21 protein-coding genes and 1 tRNA gene are annotated in these 19,256 nt (G+C 42.0%); 16 read left to right on the plus strand and 6 right to left on the minus strand.

The features are described from left to right. Positions 1-241: tyrosine-type recombinase/integrase (locus G601_RS22755; protein WP_035790608.1), on the plus strand; the 241-nt coding region annotated here is incomplete at its 5' end. A gap of 50 nt (positions 242-291) precedes the next feature. On the opposite strand, the gene G601_RS24985 is transcribed toward G601_RS22755, so the two are convergent. Next, entirely contained in the window at positions 292-858 is a 567-nt protein-coding gene (locus G601_RS24985; RefSeq protein WP_155834503.1) for a DUF6431 domain-containing protein, read from the minus strand. 233 nt (positions 859-1,091) lie between these two features. Between G601_RS24985 and G601_RS27335 the strand changes: the two genes are divergently transcribed. The 10 genes from G601_RS27335 (at position 1,092) to G601_RS0109705 (ending at position 8,128) form a co-directional block, all read left to right on the plus strand. Next, positions 1,092-1,202 (plus strand): DUF5714 domain-containing protein, encoded by a 111-nt coding sequence (locus tag G601_RS27335; RefSeq protein WP_242834404.1) that lies wholly within the window; start codon positions 1,092-1,094, stop codon positions 1,200-1,202. Between the two features lie 84 nt (positions 1,203-1,286). After that, positions 1,287-1,862 (plus strand): DUF6434 domain-containing protein, encoded by a 576-nt coding sequence (locus G601_RS0109660; protein WP_026665213.1) that lies wholly within the window; start codon positions 1,287-1,289, stop codon positions 1,860-1,862. Between the two features lie 251 nt (positions 1,863-2,113). Further along, a complete protein-coding gene (locus tag G601_RS22765) occupies positions 2,114-2,509 on the plus strand; it encodes an NAD(+) diphosphatase (RefSeq protein ID WP_242834405.1) in 396 nt (131 codons plus the stop codon). Positions 2,510-2,512: 3 nt separating this feature from the next. Continuing rightward, on the plus strand, positions 2,513-3,238 hold the full coding sequence (locus G601_RS0109670; RefSeq protein ID WP_081673480.1) for a TetR/AcrR family transcriptional regulator: 726 nt from the start codon (positions 2,513-2,515) through the stop codon (positions 3,236-3,238). A gap of 2 nt (positions 3,239-3,240) precedes the next feature. Continuing rightward, positions 3,241-4,365 carry a GNAT family N-acetyltransferase gene (locus G601_RS27230; protein ID WP_081673481.1) on the plus strand — a complete coding sequence of 375 codons (1,125 nt, stop codon included), beginning with the start codon at positions 3,241-3,243 and terminating at the stop codon, positions 4,363-4,365. Between the two features lie 16 nt (positions 4,366-4,381). After that, positions 4,382-5,143 (plus strand): GNAT family N-acetyltransferase, encoded by a 762-nt coding sequence (locus tag G601_RS0109680; RefSeq protein WP_026665216.1) that lies wholly within the window; start codon positions 4,382-4,384, stop codon positions 5,141-5,143. 310 nt (positions 5,144-5,453) lie between these two features. Beyond that, on the plus strand, positions 5,454-5,798 hold the full coding sequence (locus G601_RS0109690) for a hypothetical protein (protein ID WP_026665217.1): 345 nt from the start codon (positions 5,454-5,456) through the stop codon (positions 5,796-5,798). 89 nt (positions 5,799-5,887) lie between these two features. Then, complete coding sequence (locus G601_RS0109695) at positions 5,888-6,829, plus strand: hypothetical protein (RefSeq protein WP_026665218.1); 942 nt, start codon at positions 5,888-5,890, stop codon at positions 6,827-6,829. Between the two features lie 93 nt (positions 6,830-6,922). Beyond that, on the plus strand, positions 6,923-7,303 hold the full coding sequence (locus G601_RS0109700) for a GNAT family N-acetyltransferase (RefSeq protein WP_196808859.1): 381 nt from the start codon (positions 6,923-6,925) through the stop codon (positions 7,301-7,303). A 6-nt stretch (positions 7,304-7,309) separates the two neighbouring features. Next, positions 7,310-8,128, plus strand: coding sequence for an MBL fold metallo-hydrolase (locus G601_RS0109705; RefSeq protein WP_026665220.1), 819 nt, complete (start codon positions 7,310-7,312; stop codon positions 8,126-8,128). A gap of 55 nt (positions 8,129-8,183) precedes the next feature. Here G601_RS0109705 and G601_RS0109710 read toward each other — a convergent pair whose 3' ends face one another. Further along, positions 8,184-9,581 (minus strand): MFS transporter, encoded by a 1,398-nt coding sequence (locus G601_RS0109710; protein ID WP_026665221.1) that lies wholly within the window; start codon positions 9,579-9,581, stop codon positions 8,184-8,186. 188 nt (positions 9,582-9,769) lie between these two features. Between G601_RS0109710 and G601_RS0109715 the strand changes: the two genes are divergently transcribed. From G601_RS0109715 to G601_RS22775, 3 genes are all read left to right on the plus strand, one after another. Further along, a tRNA-Leu gene (locus G601_RS0109715) sits at positions 9,770-9,853 on the plus strand. Positions 9,854-10,082: 229 nt separating this feature from the next. Continuing rightward, positions 10,083-12,482 carry a hybrid sensor histidine kinase/response regulator gene (locus G601_RS22770; RefSeq protein ID WP_051205720.1) on the plus strand — a complete coding sequence of 800 codons (2,400 nt, stop codon included), beginning with the start codon at positions 10,083-10,085 and terminating at the stop codon, positions 12,480-12,482. Positions 12,483-12,524: 42 nt separating this feature from the next. Further along, a complete protein-coding gene (locus G601_RS22775; RefSeq protein ID WP_035790609.1) occupies positions 12,525-13,064 on the plus strand; it encodes an NUDIX domain-containing protein in 540 nt (179 codons plus the stop codon). A 38-nt stretch (positions 13,065-13,102) separates the two neighbouring features. Here the strand turns inward: G601_RS22775 and G601_RS0109730 are convergent, their stop codons facing one another. Further along, on the minus strand, positions 13,103-13,801 hold the full coding sequence (locus tag G601_RS0109730; RefSeq protein ID WP_026665222.1) for a hypothetical protein: 699 nt from the start codon (positions 13,799-13,801) through the stop codon (positions 13,103-13,105). Positions 13,802-13,971: 170 nt separating this feature from the next. On the opposite strand from G601_RS0109730, the gene G601_RS0109735 reads away from it, so the two are divergent. Further along, positions 13,972-14,544 carry a thymidine kinase gene (locus G601_RS0109735; protein WP_026492617.1) on the plus strand — a complete coding sequence of 191 codons (573 nt, stop codon included), beginning with the start codon at positions 13,972-13,974 and terminating at the stop codon, positions 14,542-14,544. A gap of 45 nt (positions 14,545-14,589) precedes the next feature. On the opposite strand, the gene G601_RS0109740 is transcribed toward G601_RS0109735, so the two are convergent. Genes G601_RS0109740 through G601_RS0109750 form a run of 3 tightly spaced genes read right to left on the minus strand, consistent with a single transcriptional unit; the run spans position 14,590 to position 18,617 of the window. Next, entirely contained in the window at positions 14,590-15,543 is a 954-nt protein-coding gene (locus G601_RS0109740) for a substrate-binding domain-containing protein (protein WP_051205721.1), read from the minus strand. Positions 15,544-15,603: 60 nt separating this feature from the next. Beyond that, a complete protein-coding gene (locus tag G601_RS0109745) occupies positions 15,604-16,605 on the minus strand; it encodes a substrate-binding domain-containing protein (protein ID WP_051205722.1) in 1,002 nt (333 codons plus the stop codon). A gap of 14 nt (positions 16,606-16,619) precedes the next feature. Then, positions 16,620-18,617 carry a methyl-accepting chemotaxis protein gene (locus G601_RS0109750; protein WP_026665225.1) on the minus strand — a complete coding sequence of 666 codons (1,998 nt, stop codon included), beginning with the start codon at positions 18,615-18,617 and terminating at the stop codon, positions 16,620-16,622. 212 nt (positions 18,618-18,829) lie between these two features. Between G601_RS0109750 and G601_RS0109755 the strand changes: the two genes are divergently transcribed. After that, a complete protein-coding gene (locus G601_RS0109755; RefSeq protein ID WP_026665226.1) occupies positions 18,830-19,243 on the plus strand; it encodes a hypothetical protein in 414 nt (137 codons plus the stop codon). Positions 19,244-19,256: the final 13 nt, after the last annotated feature.

The raw sequence follows: 19,256 nt of genomic DNA on the forward strand, positions 1-19,256 counted from the left end.
GCTCAGGCATTCAACAGCTATGGGTTTAGTTGCTTCGGGTGTTGATTTAATTTACATCAGAGACTTACTCGGACATGTAAGCGTTAGAACAACTGAACGATATGCAAGAGCTGATGCCAAACTCAAGCGTGAAGCCATTGAAGCAGCCAGCAAAGAAATCGTTCCAAAGGAAGAGCCACAGTGGGATAATAATATATCACTTAAGAGTTGGCTTAAGGATCTGTGCAAATCTAAACTTTAAGAATCATTATGTAAAGAAATCCATTAGTAATGCCTGAAAATAGGCTGACTTTAATGGGTTTCTTTACATAAAAAATAACTTGTCATAACCTTTCTTATGTAAATCTTTACATAAGAAAGGATATTTGGAGTACATTTAATCTGCATGAACTGACGCTTGAAGGATTGAAAACAGCTGCTTATAAGGCTTTCGCTATCAACAGAAATACGTTCGGAGATAAGCCGTTGTTTCCAGTGCTTCAGGTACATCCTGATGATGTATCTAAAGTTGCTCTCGTCAAAAGACAGAGCTGAGGAAAGAGTGATGCTTGAAGGCGTCTCTTTTTCATGAGCTGTGATTATCTGAAGGTGATCCTGGAATGATATCTGGGAATAAGGAACCATTGATGACAGAAGGAGAGCGTGAGTGCGTCCGCACTGATCGCATTTCACACGGCAGATCCTGAACATTACTTTTCCATCCTCGGTTTTAACATATCTGTTGTAATAACCATGGACGGATAGGCAGCCTGACTGACCACAAGGGCATTTGAGCTGATGGAACTGGAGATTGTTTAGGACAGAGTTGTAGAAACCTGGTGTAATCGGATTGTTTTCTTCGACGTAAAGGGTTATCATTGTCTTGCATGTTTTCGTACACTTCTGTGTACGGAGTTGCTAAGGCAGGATACCAAACTTTGGTCGGGGAGGGATCCTGCTTTTTATTGTCAGTAACTTTCCCATGATAACACAAAAGGCATGGCATTAAATAATCTGGCGTATTATGCACCAGAATAAATAAGTCCACACCTTTAAATAAAGTGATTCAAAAACAGAATTTAGAACGCAGGTAAAGTAACAAACAACAGTATGTGAATCAGCACTATGGTGTTCATCTGGAATACGAAGAGCAAAACTGCGAATTTTCAGCGCAGAACCAGCAGTGTATAAGGGAAAGATGCCCTTTTTATGAAGACAAATGATGATCCAGGGGGACGGGGGTGATGGACCAAAATGAAAAATGGACCACTAACTCCGTCCCCTAGGACCAATCGTGAGGTACGAATATGAGTGAGAGACCAGAACTATCTATTGATTTAGATGGGAATACATTTAGAAATTATTATTACCTGAAAGAGGAACTGGTAGATTTCTGCAGAAAGAATGGGCTTCCGACGGTTGGAGGGAAGATAGAACTTACAGAAAGAATTGTTTGTTTTCTTGATACGGGAAAAGTAATAAAGCCTGTTTCAAAAGTAAAACGGACTGCAGATGTCGGTGAGATTTCTGAAGATACTTTAATTGAATCAGGCTTTGTGTGTTCGGAAAAGCACCGGGCATTTTTTAAGGAAAAAATCGGTAACAGTTTTTCTTTTAACGTGCTGTTTCAACGATGGTTAAAGGAAAATGCCGGAAAGACTTATAAAGATGCCATTGCTGCATATTTCCAAATTTTGGAGGAGAAGAAAAACGGTAAAACCAAGATAGATAAGCAGTTTGAATATAATACGTATATTCGAGATTTCTTTTATGATAATAAGGGCAGGAGTTTGGATGAAGCCATCAAGTGTTGGAAGTATAAGAAGAGTCTGGCTGGACATAATCGTTATGACAGGTCGGACCTGGTGGCGTTGGAGAAGTGATAACGCGCAGGTTAAAATGAAAAATGGACCACAAACCCCGTCCCCTAGGACCACGCAGGTTTGTGTTCGTGAAATCAAGCTTGACTCTGCCCTTAGGGTATCCTTTACCATGAGGTACATAACAATACCGGGGGTGAAGTATGCTTTTCAAATACTGTGCTGAATGTGGTCATAAAGTAGAAGATATCAGGTTCGGAGATGATGACTGTAAAATATGTCCATCGTGTAAAAGAATTTATTGAAGAAATCCATTGCCAGTTGTCGAAGTACTTGTGGTAAATGAATTTAATGAAATTCTTCTACTTAAGCAGAACTATATATCAGAGAAAAAATGGACTGTGGTATCAGGATACATGGTTGAGGGTGAGACCGTAGAAGAAGCTGTTGCCAGAGAAGTAAAAGAGGAAACAGGGCAGATTGTTTATAGATGCCAGTATGTTTCCAGCTACTATTTTGAGCCAAAACAACTGATCATGATTGGCTTCATTGCCTTTGTAAAAAAGAGTCAGTTTGCTGATTCTGATGAAGTGGATGACCTTAAATGGTACAAGATTGACGAAGTTGAAGAGGTTATAGCCAGAGAGAATAATTGCTCTGGAATGCATTTTGATATGTGTAAACACTTTTTGGAAAATACAATCATATAGTTGATGTTACAATCAAGTGCAAAACAGGTCTTTATCAGTGTAGATAAGGCCTGTTTTTTATTTTGCGTTATTCTTATTTTGGAAAAGCTGTTGACGAAAATCGACACGCGTGTCTATAATATAAAAACAGACACATGTGTCGAAAAAAGGAGATTGGCAATGGCAACTAAAGGAGAAAAGACCAGGGAATACATTTTGGATGCTTCTTATGAGCTTTTTGCAAAAAAGGGCTTTAAGCAGGTAACCATGAAAGATATATGTGAAATTACAGGTATGAGCAGAGGTGGTTTGTATAGCCATTTTTCTAGTACAAGCCAACTATTTGAGGCGCTGCTTGAGAAAATAACGAAGAAGGACGAAATGGATTTTCAGGGTGAAATTGAAAAAGGAAATTCAGCCATAGATATTTTGGAAGGCGCGTTAGTCCTTATGGAAGACGAAATGGAACATCCGGAGGATTCTTTAAGTATTGCCATGTATGAGTATGCGGAGACAGTTGACGCTAATGTGATGGAAAGTTTTAACCGTATCGGTGAAGAAAAATGGTCAATGCTGATTCGTTATGGAATTGAAAACGGAGAATTTCAAGATGTTGATGTAAACGAAATTGTGAATGTGATTCTTTTCTCATATCAAGGCATCAGAATGTGGAGCAGAATTATCCCTATGAAGCCGGAAACCTTCCGCTATATTGTGAATCACATAAAAAAACAGTTGATAGGAGAATAGAAATGATAACACTGAGAAAGCCAATAAAAAAATATGAATCAGAGGCAATGGCTTTTAAGCAGGAGTTTCTGAATAATGGAGAGCCTGTAATCAATGGTAGTGAATTACTTGATCAAATGGAATCATACGACGAATGGCTAAAATCTGTAACAGATAATACATCATCAGAAACGGTGAGTCCTTCCTGGGTTGTTACAGACACATATTTTGCATTCGACGATAATGACAGACTTGTAGGTATCATTGATCTTCGTCACGAATTAAATGATTTTCTTAAGGATTTCGGGAATTGCGGATATAGTGTAAGACCTTCAGAGAGAAGAAAAGGCTATGCCACGCAAATGTTGGAACTTGTTATTTGGCGTGCGGCGGAAGTTGGAATGGACAAGTTACAGCTTTCGGTAGAAAAATCAAATACGGCATCCATAAAGACCATCACGAAAAACGGTGGTAAGTATGCGAGAAGCTTTACTTTTGAGGGTGAAGAAGCTGATGTTTATTTCATTGATATAGAGAAAAAAAGGAAAAGCACCGTTATACTATATGTTCACGGAAAAGGTGGTAGTGCAGATGAAGCATGCCATTACAAATCTCTGTTTCCGGATATGGATATTTTTGGATTGGACTACAAGACGGATTCTCCGTGGGAAACAAATAAGGAAATAGAGAAGACTGTAGCGATCTTAAAGAAGAAATATACTCGCATTATTCTAATTGCAAATAGTATAGGAGCGTTTTATTCGATGAATGCTGACATTTGCAAGAGCATTGATCATGCTTTTTTTATTTCTCCAATGGCAGATATGGAAACTCTGATTTCCAATATGATGACATGGGCTAATGTTTCAGAGGATGATTTGAAAAGAGAGAAGGTCATAAAAACAGATTTTGGAGAGGACCTGTCATGGGAGTATCTTTGTTATGTGAGGGATAATCCGATTAACTGGACTGTTCCTACAGATATTCTTTATGGCTCTGCAGATCATTTACAATCATTTGAATCTATAAAAAAATTTGCAGACAGGACAGGAGCTTCGCTGACGGTCTTAAAAGACGGTGAACATTGGTTCCATACAGAAGATCAAATGAAATTCTTAGATGAATGGATAACAAAAATTGAGTACTGATTAAAGGATGGGGAAAATGATTTACGAATTACAGGATATGAAAAAGGTAACTGGTTTCTTTGATGGTTGGCAGGAAACGCTGATTTATTCCTGTCTTCAGAAGGTCATGGGGAAAATACTTGTAACAGATCTTGAAAATCCTCAAGCTGCATGCGCTTATGTTGGTTGTTTCGCTTTTTATGCGGGAGAACCGGATAGGGAACTGGTCATGAATAAACCGGAAGGTTTTGTCATCATGGTGCCCAAAAATGATTCATGGGGCAATCTTATCGAGGAGTGTTTTCCAAAAGCAAAAAAAGTAACCAGATATGCGATTAAAAAAGATACGCAGTTTAAGAAGGATATGTTGAAGAAGTTTGTAGATGACCTTCCTGCTGGATACGAACTACATGAAATAGATGCGGATATTTATGATAAATGTCTCGAAAATCCGGTCACAAAAGATTTTGTATCGTCATTTGAAAGTAAGGAAACATATCTGAAAAATGGAAGAGGAATGGTGATACTTAAGGATGGCAGGATTGTATCAGGAGCATCTTCCTATACCCGCTATCTCGAGGGAATAGAGATAGAGGTGGATACAGTTTCAGATGAACAAAGAAAGGGCTTGGCTACAATCGTATGTGCAGCCCTGATACTTCGCTGCCTGGAAGAAAATCTGTATCCAAGTTGGGATGCACAAAACATGAATTCAGTTCGCCTCTCCCAAAAACTTGGGTACGAATTTGACCATGAATATACGGCGTATGAGGTGGAAAGAGAGGATAGAAGGTTTTGAAAAAAATTAGTGTTAATGGGAAAGACTACGAAATAGAAAAACTCTTAGGTAAAGGGAAGGGTGGAATTTTGAAAATTGGGGCGTGAAGTATTGGTCAAAGACACCAGAGTTTATGCAGTATGTAAATGAGCATAAATAAGTATCTGCTACATGGAAAAACGAGTAATTGTGATAATAGCGTAAATTTATTAAAAAAGAAAGCATAGAACTGGCAGAGTGACAAGAAAAAGATTGAAAATAAATTGAAGTAAATAGCTGCATTTGGCATACTATTATCATATCTTTTGGTGGAGAAAATATGGAGGTGTGTATGAGGAATAGCAGCTATTCGAAGGCAAAGGTACTGACACTGATTCCAATCATTGTTTTTGTGGTCACTGTGATCTGCATGGTACTTGCAACAGTGCTTGAAGGTCCCACACACAGAGGCGCGATTTATTCAATCTTTGCGTTCGTGTGGATAATAAGCATGTTTTTATCACCACTACCTTGTCTTGTGCTATCCATTCTCGGAACAGTATTTGCTGCAAAGGCAGCGAAGGATGGTTCAGCAAAAACTCCTGTATTTTTAATACTGGGTATTATTGAGATAATTATTTATGTTGTGGGGGCAATCTTAGCGGTCTTAATGTTCATAGGCGGCCAGAGCGTGTAATGGTCCAGGGGGACGGGGTTAGTGGACCAAAATAAAAAATGGACCACAAACCCCGTCCCCTGGGACCATAGAGGAGAACAAGTGACAGTATGAAAAATTTGTTTTGCGAAGGATTAGTTGAAAATGATATAAACAAACTTTTGTCAGCACCAAAAAGTGATCTCCACAATCATTCGACAAAGGGATGCAGACGGGAATGGCTCTCTGAGCGCCTTAATGTATCTATTCCCAAACCGCCAGGACGTCTTGACGGTCTTGATGGAATGCAGGACTATTTCAGATCTTCAATAAAGCCATATTGTAATGGCTATGAAAATATGCTGATAAGATGGGAAGGCGCTTTTGCTGAAGCAAAACGAAATAATATAGTTCGCCTTGTTATGAATTTCGGCACAGCTGAAGTGGATCAGGCGGGAAGTGTAGAAGACTTCAGGATGCTCATTGAAGAATATCATAAAGCTTATTGCCCTGACACTGTATTTGAAGCTGAGCTTACATACCCATCCTTCTGCGACGCAGCCTGTGAAGCAGAGCGGCTTGATGAGTATGTGGGGGCAGGTTATTTCAAAGCAATCGATGTATGTGCGGGAGAAAATGTCCAGCCCTTTGAAGCCTTCATCCCGTTATACAGGAAGGCAGAGGAATTCCATCTCACGAAGAAGATGCATGTTGGAGAGACAGGATCTGCTGAGGATGTGAGAAGAGCTGTTGAAGTGCTTGGACTTTCAGAGGTTCATCATGGAATAAATTCAGCTACTTCGAAGGATACGATGAGATTTTTATCGGACAATAATATCCAGCTAAATGTATGTCCAAGCAGCAATGTAATGCTGGGATTTGCCAGGGATTATAAGACTCATCCAATAAAAACGCTTGTTGAAAATGGTGTGACGGTAACTATCAATACAGATGACCTTTTGATATTTGATTCGTCTATTGAAAATGAATATCTGATGCTGTACCAGGCAGGGACACTCGGCGCAGAACAACTGGATAAGATAAGACAGGTTGGACTTGGCATATCAGACTAAAGCAGAGGAAATGTGAGGGTGCATAACTTGATAAGAAAAGCGAACAATAAAGATTTATCCAGGATTGCTGAAATTCTGGTTTTTGTAAAAAGAATGAAGTACCGATCCATTTTTCATGATGATGCTTATTCCTTCGGGGCATTACAGGTGATTCCGGTAGCTGAGCAATATTCAAAACCGGAAATATTAGAGCATATCTGGGTGTATGAGGAAGATGGAATTATAAAGGGGATGATTCATATAGAGGGAGAGCAAATAGCTGAGCTCTATGTGGATTACTTCTTCCATGGACAGGGGATAGGATCTGAACTTATCGAGTTTGCCAAGAAGGAATATGATGTCAGATTTTTGTGGACATTAGAGAAAAACCAGGATGCGATCAAATTCTATGAAGCTCATGGTTTTTGCAAGTCAGGAGATAAAAAACTTGAGGAAGGCACACCTGAGTACATTATTAGAATGGAAAAGGAGTAAAAATATATGGAAACGAAAATTACTATAGTAGTGGACAATAAATCAAATGATGAGATGCGGGGCGAATGGGGACTTTGCATCTTGGTTCAGTATGCAGGAAAAAATATTCTTTTGGATGCAGGTGCTTCTGATCTGTTTCTCGAGAATATGGAAAAGCTGGGCATTGATGTAACTGACATTGATTATGCTATGCTCAGCCATGCTCATTATGATCATGCCAATGGTCTTCCGGCATTTTTGGAGAAAAATGATAAAGCTCAGCTTTATGTAAGAGAAACTACAGCTGAAGACTGTTATGCTAAGAAATTCATTTTCAGAAAATACATCGGAATTCCCCACAGGATGCTTACGAAATACGCTGACAGAATAGAGATGGTATCAGGCGATTATAAGATCATGGACGGGGTATGGCTTTTGCCGCATAAGACGAAGGGGCTCGAGAGCATAGGGAAGCGTGAGCTGATGTACAGGAAAACACCTCGCAAATGGATTCCTGATGATTTCTCCCATGAGCAGAGCCTTGTTATTGAAACGGATAAAGGGCTTGTAATATTGAATTCATGCTCACATGGCGGCGCCGGAAATATTATCAATGAGGTAAAGTCGACGTTCCCGGATAAGAAGGTATATGGACTGATAGGTGGATTACATCTGTATAACAAGCCGGAGTCTGAGATAAGAGAGGTCGCAGAAAATATACGTGCCACAGGAATCGAATATGTCTGCACGGGACATTGCACCAAGGACAGAGCGTTTGGAATACTCAAAGAGGAACTCGGTGATATGGTAGATCAGATGAAGGTGGGACACCAGGTAGTAATTTGAATTACGAAAATAATTACGGGACTGCAATTGCAGCCCCGTATTCATTTGTCGACACTTAGGGAAGCTTTTTCTTGTAAAAACTGGTCTTGTTTGCTCTGCCGTTCTTCAGATCCCTGATTCTTTCCAGAATCGCTTTTTCCTTATATGTAAAGAAAATAACTGCACCGATAAAGCAGGTGATAAACGCGAGGAGAGCAGTTGTGCGATAGCTCTGTTTTGTCTGGGATGAGGTGATAGAAGTAAAGGTTACAAGCGCAAGTGCCTGCCCCATCTTGAAGGCAAAGGTTCTTGCAGCAAAGAACATTCCGCTTCTGTCCTCGCCGGTTTCAAGTCTTGTGACCTCTGCTACGTCAGCAACGCAGGCCTGGGGAAGGATACCAAGAATAGCCATAGGGATGGCTGCTGTTACTGCGATGATAAAGCCCCAGTGAAGACCCTTTCCGCACATGGTTGTGATTCCAAAAACGATACAGTATGAGAAAAAGCCTGTGATGATAAGCGGCTTTTTACCCATTCTCTTAGCAAGAATATTTACAACAGGATAGAGTGCTACGCTTATGGCAGTCATAGTGGCTGTCAGAACGAAGGTCCAGGTGTCCTCGATTTCCATGAGCTGTGTCTCGTAGAAGGCAAGCCCTGTCTGGAACAGAGTCAGGGCAAAGAAGTAAATCACATCGCTGTAAACAAAGCGTCTGAACTGTCCGTTTGAAAAGGTCTTTGCGAGTGATTTAAAGGGTGCAGTCTCACTGGGCTTGGAATCAATATAGTCGCGCTCCCTAATATAGAAAGCTGGAATAAGCATTGAAATGCAGGCCATGGTAGCCATTATTGCTACTGAATAGCGGATGGAGTTTTGTTGACCAACGCCTGGCTCCAGCGCTCCTGCCACATTGGGAAGGAGGAAGGATATACTCTGGCCGAGGATAAATGTAAATGAGATGAAGGTTGATACATTTATTCGGTGCTGCTGTGTATCTCCAAGCTCAGCGATAAGTGCGTTGTAGGGAGTGCAGAACATTGTCATGAAAAGATAGAACACCATCAGGAGAATGAAAAGTATAGTATCATTCAGTCCGATGCTGCCTGTCTGTGGAAGCACAAAGAGTCCGATTGTACAGAGTGAAAACGGAACAGCCATGGCACGCATGAAAGGAATACGGCGTCCTCCCTTGTAGTTACTTCTGTCAGACCAGCCTGCGATCAGGGGATCTGTGATGGCGTCAAAAATTCGTCCTGCTGCGAGAACAAGACCGAATAATGTAAGCTTGAACAGAATAGGGGACTGGGTGATTCCTGATGCGAATACACCTGTGTTGGGATTCTGCTCACTGGGTATTCCGGTGTAGTAGTAGACCATCCAGTTTGATACGATTCCGGATAGCAGACTCCAGCCGAACTGCCCGAGGGCGAAGATCCACAATAGCTTGTTGGTGATTGGTTTTAACTCTTTCATAATTAGGCAGTGCCTCCCGATACATTATAGAAACTATTATACTATATGTAGTTCCTTGGAGGCGCAAATATCGTATATCAGTGCATGTATAAACTTTTTAACGATTTTTGAAAAAAAGTGTTGACTTATTTTTTCAATTTGGTATTATATACGAGTCGCCGCTAATGAGCGGCACGAAATAAATGAATGCGGAAGTGTCGGAATTGGCAGACGAGCAAGACTAAGGATCTTGTGATGGCTACATCGTGAGGGTTCAAGTCCCTTCTTCCGCACGATAAAAAAGAGGTAAGACGAATGTCTTACCTCTTTTTTATCGTGCGGAGATGGGGGAGGAGAGCCCCATAAATAAAGTTGGGTTTAAAAGAGTATGAAGAATCTATAAATGTAAACAAACTGTTTTTAGATAGTATTATAATTTGATTTATAAAGGCGAATTGTGTTTATTCGTAGAATTTCTATAGCGACGCATTAAGACTTTGTTTCTGATTACAGGTGGTACAAATGGTGAACCACAAAAAAAGTCTGGCAACAAGAATATGGTTTGTTGTTTTGTTGGCGGTAATTCTTTCCACCGGCTCTTTTTGCGTTGTCGCTCTTTATCAGGCTAATACAGCCATCATCAAATCCACAAGACAAAGAATGCTTGATATTGTAAATTGTGCTGCGGGCTCCATAGACGGGGATACTCTGGAGAGGCTCACTAAGGACAGTTCGAACAATCCCGGCTATCGGAGGGTTTATAATGCACTTGCAATTTTCAGGGATAATATAGAGGCTGATTCTGTTTATGGGGTTCGTGAGGAAGAGGATGGAAAATTTACCTTCACTGTGGATCCTTCTCTTAATGAACCTGCAGAATTCGGTGAAGAGATTGTAGTGACAGATGCCCTTATTAAGGCAAGTAAGGGCATCAGCGCCGTTGATGAGAAACCCTATACGGATCGGTGGGGAACTTTTTACAGTGCATTCAGTCCTATCTACAATTCCTCCGGAGTAATTGTCGGGATTGTGGGAGTGGACTTTACCACAGAGTGGTATGAGGGACAGCTAAGAGAGCAGGTTCGTCAGACATTGATACTCTTCTTTGTGGTACTTTGTGTGGTTCTCTTGATGATCGGTACTTTGTGCTACATACAGATAAGGGCTATCACAGTGCCCATGAAACATATTACGGATACGGCGCAGCTCTATCAGAAGGGAGATTTCAGCCAAAAGCTTGAGATTGAAAGAGAGGATGAGCTGGGAGTTTTGTCCCGGGCATTGCAGTCCATGGCAACGTCGCTTACGGAGCAGATAAGGGAGGCGGATGCCGCTAACCGGGCGAAGAGTAATTTCCTTGCCAATATGTCACACGAGATTCGTACGCCCATAAATGCTGTTCTGGGAATGAATGAGATGATACTCAGGGAGACTTCAGACCCTGAGATCAGATTATATTCTGAAAATGTCAAGACAGCAGGTTCAACCCTTCTTGGCATCATCAATGATATTCTTGATTTTTCCAAAATTGAAGCAGGAAAGCTTGAACTTATTCCTGACAGATACGATCTTTCATCGGTTATAAATGATCTGGTGAACATGGTGCGTCCAAGAGTGGATGACAAAGGCTTAGAGCTCGTTCTTGATGTTGATCCAAAAACACCGAAGCTGTTGTATGGCGATTCCGGACGTATAAAGCAGATAATCACGAATATACTTACTAATGCCGCCAAATACACTGAGGTAGGAAGCATAGTATTCCATGTGGGCTTTTCAAAAATGGAGGACGATCCTGAGAATATTCTTCTCGAGGTGGCGGTGAAGGATACAGGTATCGGTATCAAGCCCGATGATGTGAAAAAGCTGTTTTCTGAATTTGAGAGGATTGAGGAAAAGAGAAACCGTAATATCGAGGGTACAGGCCTTGGTATGAACATCACCAAGAACCTTCTTGAGATGATGGGATCTGCCCTTGAGGTGGAAAGTGTTTACGGAGAGGGTTCCAACTTCCACTTTTCATTAAAACAGAAGGTTGTAGGTTCGGAAGTACTGGGCGACTATAGTACTACTTATATGGAATCTCTTAAACGGTCAGAGGAATACAAAGAGAAATTCACAGCGCCCGGAGCAATTGTCCTTGTGGTGGATGACAATGAAATGAATCTCATGGTATTTGAGAATCTGATCAAGCAGACACTTATCATGACAGATACCGCAGACAGCGGAGATGAGGCTCTGGAAATGATGAGGAAGAAAAAATATGATATCATTTTCCTTGATCATATGATGCCTGATAAGGACGGAATAATGACCCTGCATGAGATGAAGCAGGAAAAGGATAATCCGAATCTGAATACGCCTACAATCTGTCTTACAGCCAACGCGATCACCGGCGCAAGAGAGGAGTACATTGCAGCAGGCTTCTCAGATTATCTGACAAAGCCTATAGACCCAGACAGTCTTGAGCTGATACTTATGAAGTATCTCCCTGGCAATCTCATTGAGATGAGCCCGGATGAGTCAGAGCCAAGTCCTATGAATACGCACAGGACAATACATGTACATAAAAAGCTGGCTCTGTTACTTGATCAGAAGCTTATACGCATAGACAGAGGTATTGAACTATGTGTACATGCTGATGTATATCTGGAAGTACTTAAGGCCTTTTATGAGCTTGCTGAAGATAATATTGAAGAACTGGATCGTCTTTACACCAAGGGAGATCTGGAGAACTATTCGATAAAAGCTGATGTGCTAAAATCCTCCGCCAGAATAATAGGAGCAAACAAGCTTGGAGACAGGATATATCGCCTTGAAGCTGCCGGCAGGGCAGGGGATTATGACTATATCAAAATACACCATAAGGGTGTCATGAAAAAATACAGGGATCATAAGAATCTGATTGCTGCGCTTAATATCTAAGCATAATATAAAAGAAAAACATGATGAAAAAAGGAGAGCATAATGAGCGAGGAGTTAAGAGACAAGAACGGTCTCACTGAGGCAGAATATTTAAAGGACTATAATCCCAACAAGTGGAGGAAGCCTTCGCTTACATCGGATATCTGTATAATTGCCAGAGGAGAGGGCGATGACAAGCTTTTACTTATAAGAAGAGGCAATCATCCCTGCATTGGAAAATGGGCATTGCCCGGGGGCTTTTCAGAGGCAGGAGAGAGGATTGAGGAGACCGCTTCAAGGGAGCTTGAGGAAGAGACGGGAATTAAGATGGGTTCCGATAAGCTTACTCTTGTAGGTGTCTACAGTAAGCCCGGAAGAGATCCAAGAGACTGGACAGTATCTGTGGCATTTCTCGCTATTGTAAATGAAAATGAGGTTAAACCGATAGCCGGTGACGACGCCGATGATGCCAAGTGGTTTTCTATAAAAAATGAAAACGGAGAATATTTCCTTGAAAATGGTGATATCAGACTTTCACCAAAAGATCTGGCTTTTGATCATGAAGATATATTTGCAGATGCAATGAAAAAGGGTGGCCGCTAATGCGACCGCCCTTTCAATTATTTTCATATTAAAAGTCATTACCATCTGTAGGCTGTGAAGTAGCACTCATAAGTATCTGCGCCTTCAGGGATATCAATGTCCTTTACAACTGTCTCGCCTGCTTCAACATTGTAATTGCTGTTTACAACATAGGAATCCTCGAAGCCTACAAGCTTGTGATTTTCATCAAAGAACAGCGTAGCTGCCTGGACAGAGCTGATCTCGTTTTCACTGGTGTTAACTGCCTGCAGTATGAGCTTTCCGTTTTTGGATACGGAAGCGGAGATATCTATATCATAAAAGGCGGGAATGATGTAGCTTGATTCCTCATAGTGGATCTTGTAGGAGTAATCTTTTGCATCCTCTGAGTTAAGGAAAAGAGCATATAATACAAAGCTCTGGCCCGGAGCAACATAGCAGCTGTAGGAAGAACCTGTTTCAAGAATGCTTCCGCTGGCATCATAGCTGACGGTATCCCAGGAGACATCGAGATTTACTTCTGAATTATTGACGCATGTTGCGATAAAATATCTGTAGCCGTAAGGAGATACAAATTCGAAAGTATCTTCTACATAAAGCACATCGGAAGCGGCAGTTCCTCCTGCCTTTTCAACAGCACTTTCGGTTGCGGCAGTTCCTCCTGCCTTTTCAACAGCACTTTCGGTTGCGGCTAATGCTGTGTTTCCGGTAAGCATTATTATCAAAAATGCGGCAACCAACGATTTCATAATTTTCATAAGCATAACCCTCCTTGATTATAAGATAACCTATATTTTATTATAAAAATCTATGTGTACCTGCTATGTACAATGTCTATAATTTTAATAAAAAATGGCTTAAAAATGTGCTAAGATAAGAAAGTTGGACGGCGCTGCAAAGCATGTCAAAAAAACTTGAGGAGAGGGTTATGGCACAACTATATTTCAGATATGGTGCGATGGGTTCATCCAAGACGGCTAACGCACTTATGGTCAATTACAACTATCATGAGAGGGGCAAAAATTCCATTATTTTAAAGCCGGCTCTTGAGAACAGAGACGGAGCTACAATAATAAGATCAAGAATAGGACTTCAGGCGGAATGTATGCTTGTGGAGGATTTCTTCGATGAGTATCACAGGAAGCATAAGATGATAGAAAAGTACGATGCCATCATAGTTGATGAGGCACAGTTCCTTACTGCAGAGCAGGTGGATATGCTCTCTGATATCGTCGATTTCGATAAGGTTCCGGTAATCTGCTACGGACTTAGAACAGACTTCCAGGAGAAGTTTTTCCCCGGTTCAGCAAGACTTATGGAGATCGCAGATAAGATAGAAGAGGTTAAGACAGTCTGCTGGTGCGGAAGAAAGGCTACCTGCAACGCAAGAATATACAACGGGAAAATCGTACGCGACGGTGAGCAGGTATTTATGGGCGGTAACGAAAGCTACATCGCTCTTTGCAGAAAGCATTTTAAAAAGGGAAAGCTTACAGTATAAAAAGTACGGGTGAAGGATTATCGTGATCCTTCGCCCGTTGTTGTTTTAATTCATGTAATTATCTACATTTGATATGTCTACCGGTTCAAAGTCGACCCAAATATATTTGTGGTCTTTGGTGATTCCGCCAACATAATCAAGAGTCCCGCCGTCTCCAAGAATCCTGGCGGCTTCAATAGCCTTCTGTGCCTGTCCCTTGGCACTTTGGAAAACCGTGAAGGCCATTTCACCTGCTGCGATTGAAGCACAGCCTTCAGCCGTGGCATCTATGCCGCACACAATGATCTTTGTGTAATCAAAGCCTATTTCCTTAAGCACCTCTATTACGCCGAGAGCCATGGTGTCGTTGTTACAAAATACAGCATCGACGCTCTGACCTGTTTCCATGAAGGTTAAGAATCTGTCAGCAGCTTCTTTATCGGACCAGTTGGCATGGGCAACAAGAACAAAGTTGGCATTTACACCATTTTCTATGAGGGTTGATTTGACGCCTGTGGTTCTGCTGTTTGTCGCAGAATGATGCTTGTCGCCCTCCAGGATGATGACGTTCATGGCGCCTTTTCCCAGCCGGCTTATGACATATTCTGCCTGAAACTGCCCTGCCTGTTCTTCAAAAGAACCCACGTAAACGTATTTGTTTGCCTTCAGATGTTCATCGGCTGGCTGGTTGTTGAGGTATATGATCGGCAGATCGTTGGACATCGCATTTAGTCTGGGGACCACCGAATTATCGGAGGGCAGACAGATGATTGCTTTAAATCCATTTTCCTTTGCAGAGGAGATAAGCTCAATCTCTTTATCTGTGGAGTTGCCGATCTTTACTGCTTCAATACCTATATTCTGTGCTTCGGCCTGCGCCATTATCGCATCAGCAAGGCTCCCTCTGAAGCTGTCTACATCATCCGGAAGAATGAAGAGATACTTTTCCTTTGGAGACTCCGGTTCTGGGGCAGGAGCAGCTGTACAGCCTGTAAGAGTACCTATAACCAGTGTGAACACTGAAGCAATACTTATTAGTTTAGTAAAAATGTATCGCTTCACGATAAGACCTAATGAAGTTTATTTTATTGATGCTGCGTTTGACTTATCTACAGGAGTGAAGGGTACCCATACGTATGTAAGGTCGCTTGTAACATACTCAACATCCTTGGTGGTACCTTTCTTGGCAAGAGCTATTGCTGCTTCGATACAGGCTGCACCCTGGCCCTTTGCTGACTGATAAACCGTAAACTGCATACCGCCATCGAGGATGGACTGGCAACCGTCTGCTGTGGCATCAATACCTACTACAGGGATGTCTGCGGTGCTTATTCCGAGCTCGTTCATGGCCTGAACTACGCCGAGAGCCATGGAATCGTTATTGCAGATAACGCAGTCATAGGGCTGTTCTGTTTTAAGGAAGGTCTTGAAGCCCTCAGCAGCCTTGTCTGTATCCCAGTAAGCTGTGTCATTAAATACGAAGTTTGCATTTATGCCATTTTTCTTAAAGTAGTCTTTCACAGCCTTGGTTCTGCTGATTGCAGCGGGGTGTCCGGGCTGACCTGAGAAAAGAACTACATTGAGGCTATTAGGTTTCCCGAGCTTATTCCATACATACTCTGCCTGCATGTTTCCGGCATCGATCTCGTAGCTTCCTACATACATGTATTTATCGGGCTTAAGGTAATCAGAAGCCGGCTGAGTGTTGGTAAAGAGGATGGGTGTATCTCCTGCAATAACCTCAAGCTGAAGAGCAGTATCGGCATCAACGGGGTTGCAGATGATAACATCGTACCCCTTTGCCTTTGCTTCACGGAACTGTTCAACCTGCTCATCGACTGTGGCACAGGGAGTACCCAGATCGACGGTTACGCCATTTTTCTGGCCTGCTTCAGCAACGGAATTCATTACGAGTTCCTTGAAATCATCAAGGGTCAGTGTGGAGAAAAATACTCTGACACCTGAACCATCCGTAGATCCGCCACCTGAGGAAGCACTTTTACTGCATCCTGCGAGAGTGCCTACAGTCAGTATGCACACCGCAGCAAGACTTATTATTTTAGTAAATATATTCTTCTTCACGATAAGACCTCCTCTTAAATCTTAAACTGTGAAACATGGGAAGTAAGAGTGTCAGATGTATTTGCAAGCTCGTGGGAGTTGTTGGCAACATCTTCACTGTTCTTGGAAATGTTCTTTGCCTGTTCAACCATGTTCTGTGAGGTTGCCAGTATCTCGTCAGCGCTGGCTGCCTGCTCTTCGGAAATGGCAGCTACGTTGGTTGCAACATCATCAACCTTCTCAACGTTTCTGATCATCTCTTCGATGCAGTCGTTGGAAGCCTGGATGTTAGTGTAAATCTGATCAAATGTATCAACAGCAACATGGATAAGCTCGCTGTTTTTCTCTATACTCTCTGCACTGGCATTGGCCTGTCCTACAGCCTCGTCGATAAGTCTGTGTACATCCTCGATAAGGCTTGAGATGTTGGTCGCACTCTCGGAACTTGTCTGGGCAAGCTTTCCGATCTGGGTAGCAACAACTGCGAAGCCCTTACCTGCTTCACCGGCACGGGCAGCCTCAATGGATGCATTCAGTGACAGGAGGTTGGTCTCTTCAGCGATCTCTGCGATCATGCTGACGATATTTGTGATCTCCTCGGATGCGTGTCCAACTTCATTTATGGCATCAACCAGCTTGTTGTTTGCAGTCTGGATTCCTTCCATGGCATGTGAGAGCTTCTCCATGTCATCACGGCCCTTCTGGGATATTTTAACTGTTTCCTTCATGGCTTCATCGGCCTTCTCGGAGTTATCGCGGGTATCTGCAACAACTGTAGCAAGAGTGGTTGCATTGGATGCGATATCGCCTACAGCAACTGCCAGCTGATCTACGGTATCGTTCAGCTGCTGCATTGCTTCAGCCTGAGACTGGGATGCGTCGAACATGTTCTTTGAAACCTCGTCACTGGTCTCGGATTCCTGTTTGAGCTTTTCGGATTCCTCGCTGATACTTGAAAGCATATGCCTCATGCTCTCAACGAATTCAGCAATCTTGCTTCCCATAACTCCGATCTCATCGTTGCTCTCAGCCTTTACATCTATAGTGAAGTCACCTTCGCTCATGGCGTTGATACTCTTTGTGATACCTGCAAGAGGAGCGATAACCCTGCTTACAACGTAGATGATAAGAAGGATGATAACGATTACGGCTACAACACCTGTGATAACAAGGTAGTTACCAAGCTCCTGCACGCTTTTCAGAATAACGTTATGAGCTATGTAAGAAACCAATATCCAGTCTGTTCCTTTTATTTCCTTAAATGCTACCACATAGGAGCCTATTTCCTTGGTGGTAAGATCGCCGTCTTCAATTGACTTTGCGACACCGCTAAGAAGCTTATCGCTGTTGTCAGTGGTAAGAGTTGAGGAAACAAGAGCAGTATCTCTGTGTGCAAGGATTGTGTTGTTGCTTGTGTCTACAAGGAATGAACTTGCATCGTCCATTTTTACACCGGAGTTAACGATGATACTGATCTTATCAAGAGTAACGTCTGCAGCTATAACCTTGATGGTGTCATCACCATAGGAAGTGATAGCAGATGCACTGATAACGTTAACGCCCTCAGCATTTTTATAAGCGGTTCCATACTGCATATTGGCTCTTGTCAGACCCTGCTTATACCATGTGGAATTAGTGGGATCACTTTCTTCAAGAGTTGATTCCGTGGGCTTTATGAATTTTCCATCGGCAGTTCCTATGTGGAGTCCCTCAGGAGAATTGGAATTAAAGTTGTAATATGAGTCAAGCATCTTCTGAAGCTGAGCCTCGTCCAGATCAGCTCCCTCTATAGCCTGCTTGGCTGTGGTGAAAAACTGAAGATTTTCATCCAACCAGGACACGATATTATCAGCCTGATTTGAAATAGATGAATTAAGGTTTGATGTAGCAAGCTCAGTCATGCGCTTTTTGGACATAGTCGTTGCTATGATAACAAGAGCGGCAATCATGATAACTACGATTGGAACAATGAAGATTAGCAGTCTGTTCCTGATCTTCCCGGACCTACGGGTCTTAACAGGTTTTTCGCTCATATTGGCCTCCTTAAGCAAGTAAAGGAAAAAAATAAATACTATATCATCTTTAAAATTAGCACATAGACCCGTAAAAATCTGTATTTTTATCCTTAAATTTGCATAAAAAATTACGAAAAAAAGCACAAACAAAAGGCTATAAAAATTGCAACTTTTCCATTATGAGAATATACTTATGTAAGGTATAAAAATCATCTTATGGGGGACCGGTCATGGAAAATAGCGAAGAACTTCTGAAAAAACTCACTGAGGATTCCAAAAAGAGCGTGAAGCTTCAGAAAATCAGAACAGCCTGCGTTTTTGCAATGCTGGTTATGATGGCATATTCTGTTTTTGTGATAGTGCCCAGGGTGGTGAATATACTGGACAGGATTCAGAATACAGTTGCGACTGCTGAGGAAGCTATGACCAGGGCTCAGGAAACACTGGATGAGATCGATGAGATGGCGGATTCACTTACTAAAACCGGAGACGGCATGAATGCACTTATTAATGAAAATGGTGAGAAGATTGCGGATTCTCTGGAGAAGATGTCTAACATCGATTTTGACGGACTGAATCAGGGAATAAAGGACCTTCAGGATGCGGTCGGTCCATTTGCAAACTTTATGAAAAAATTCAAATAACGACAGGAGGGTA

The organism is Butyrivibrio sp. FC2001, from assembly GCF_000424125.1.
Classification (GTDB): Bacteria; Bacillota; Clostridia; order Lachnospirales; family Lachnospiraceae; genus Butyrivibrio.